The organism is Haemophilus sp. HMSC071C11 (genome assembly GCF_001837655.1).
GTDB classification, from domain to species: domain Bacteria; phylum Pseudomonadota; class Gammaproteobacteria; order Enterobacterales; family Pasteurellaceae; genus Haemophilus; species Haemophilus influenzae.
This window is the reverse complement of sequence record NZ_KV833402.1, coordinates 1-2630: the sequence shown is the minus strand read 5'-3', so window position 1 is coordinate 2630 and position 2630 is coordinate 1. Positions and strand designations below refer to the sequence as shown.

2 protein-coding genes are annotated in these 2630 nt (G+C 33.8%); both read right to left on the bottom strand.

Features of this window, described 5'->3' with window-relative positions; translation table 11 throughout:
* Window positions 1–1701: ATP-binding protein (locus HMPREF2644_RS02030; protein ID WP_070828193.1), on the bottom strand; the 1701-nt coding region annotated here is incomplete at its 3' end.
* Between the two features lie 113 nt (window positions 1702–1814).
* The gene (locus HMPREF2644_RS02025) at window positions 1815–2402 is read right to left on the bottom strand and encodes a uracil-DNA glycosylase family protein (RefSeq protein WP_038440853.1); all 588 of its coding nucleotides are present in this window, start codon (window positions 2400–2402) and stop codon (window positions 1815–1817) included.
* Between the last annotated feature and the right edge of the window lie 228 nt (window positions 2403–2630).

The window sequence follows — 2630 nt, the reverse complement described above, 5'->3', positions numbered from 1 at the left end:
TTTAGCCGCACTTTCTAAAGTATCCGCTAATTGACGTAAATGATTTAACCCTACCGATGCCGCTGCGCCTTTAATTTTATGGGCGGTATCTTCTGTTTCTTTCATATTATCTTTTGATAATTGAGCCAGATAATTTGGCATAGTTTGTTTGAATAAAGATAAATTTTCTAAAATTTGTTTTTTTCCAAGTGTTTCTATCAGCGCTAAATCAAACTGTTCTGAAAGCTCATTATCATCATTCATTTCTATAATAGATTCGCTTTCATCTGCAAAAAATTGCTGTAGACAATGGTGTAAATCCTTAATTGAAATGGGTTTACGTAATACGCCATCCATGCCCATTTCTAAATATTCTTGCTCGCTTTGCATAACATTCGCGGTAAAAGCAATCATTGGCGGTAAAAAATCATAAATACCGTTTTCATAGTTCTCTCGCAAATATTGGGCAATTTCAAAACCACTCATATCTGGTAATTTAATATCGAGCAATAGAATGTCGTAAACATTTTTCTCAAATAAAGTAATCGCCTGCTTGCCATTTGTCGCAACATCAACATGATGCCCAAGTTTTTCTAAAATAGTTTTTGCAACCATAATATTGAGATCAACATCTTCCACTAAAAGAATATTCAAGGATGGTATATTTTTCTTAACAGATTCTTTTTCAGAAATTTCCTGAGCGTGGAGAGTAAGATGGAAAGTCGCGCCTTTTCCTCGCTCACTTTCAACTGTTAAATCCCCTTCCATTAACTGAGCGAGATTTTTAGAAATAGCCAACCCAATACCGCTACCCGCACTTTGCTGACGGCTTTCTTTCACTTGATAATACATTTCAAAAATATGTTTTTGTTCTTCAGGTGAAATCCCCATTCCTGTATCTTTCACAATAAAATGGTAACAATCCTGATTTCTCATAATTTTAAGAATAATATTTCCCTGATCCGTAAACTTCACCGCATTACTAATTAAGTTCCACAAAATTTGGCTCAAGCGAACACGATCAAGATTCAACCAATTAGGCAAATTAGGTTCAAGCTCTAAAGAAAAAATAAGATTTTTTTCTTTGGCGAGGAAACTAGCAAAATTATAAATATCGTTTAATAAGGCGGGGAAATCTGTTGGCTGGCGATTTAATTCAATTCGGCTGGCATCAATTTTTTCCAAATCAATAATATCGCTAAAAATATAGCCTAAACTGACCGCACTTATGTTGATAGTTTTTAAATAATTACGCTGGAGATCATCCAATTCATCATCAAGTAAAATTTGACTAAGCCCGACAATCCCATTCAATGGCGTGCGAAATTCATGGCTTATTGTGGCAAGTAAGGTACTTTTATCACGGCTATTTTTTTCTAACTTTTCCAATGCTTGGGATAATTTTTTCTGAGCAGCAATTCGCTCGGCGACCTCATTTTCCAATCGATTAACCGAGCTAGAAAGATCAAGACGAGAATGTTCAAGTTTTTCTACTAATAAAGTGAAAAAATAAATAACAAAAGGCGCAGTGAGTAAGCCAAAAGTTACAGAACGAAAAATATCTACCCAAGATATCTGATGAACAATAAATAGACTAAATAAAATCTGAGTACAAAGGGCTAAAACCGCGAGAATCATCACGCCTAAAAGAGAAAAACGAAGACGCCCAAGACGAATAACCCAATCCACATAACTCTGAGCAAAATATTTGAAATTTTTCATCAAATCTCCTAAAACATTATTATCGTTATAAAAAAACCTGTGCATATAGGCTTTATTATATCCATAAAGTAAAAGAGATTGTTATTACTATGTGTGCGTAAGAAATGAAAAACTTAATCTTTATTAATTATCTGTTTGACTAAAATTTGTAATTCAGGAATAACTTGCTCTTCAAACCAAGGATTCTTTGTTGCCCAAAGCTGATTACGTGGGGAAGGGTGCACGAGAGGCATAAAGTGCGGTAAGAATTGACGATAATTTTTAACAGTGTTAGTTACATTATCTTTATTTTCGGGTAAATAATATTTCTGTGCATATTGCCCAATAAGAATAGTGAGCTGAATATTAGGTAGATTCCCTAAAATCATTGGATGCCATCTTTCTGCAAAACCTTGACGAGGTGGTAAATCACCCGATTTACCTTTTCCAGGATAATAGAAATCCATGGGAAGAACCGCAAATATCCCAGAATTATAAAAATAATCGTAATCTACTCCCAACCATTCTCGCAGACGATCACCGCTTTTATCATTCCAATACAAACGAGATTGCTCAGCTTTTAACCCAGGAGCTTGACCAACAATATTAATTCGAGCTGTTTTAGGCGCCGAAAATAAAGGGAAAATTCCACGTTCTGTAAAATCTTTATTTTGAGGATCAGCGATAATACTTGAAGTTATTTCGTCTAAATTTTTAAGCATAATGAAGGAGATTAGAAATGAATATATAAAGTCTATTTGAAAAATATGAAAAATCAAAACTCTAAATGATGTAAATAGGTATATTTATTAAAACTATATTGTAGGCAATACAAAACTAAAAACTTGATATTGAAATACAATCTCTATTTTCTACTTTAATCCTTTTCATGAAATAATGAGTAAATTCCCAAAAGCTAAAACCCCATATCTTTCGACACGGGGTTCTTC

Bases quoted from the DNA above. Each gene is read 5' to 3' on its own strand.
- HMPREF2644_RS02025 (WP_038440853.1), bottom strand. From the start codon at position 2,402: ATGCTTAAAAATTTAGACGAAATAACTTCAAGTATTATCGCTGATCCT.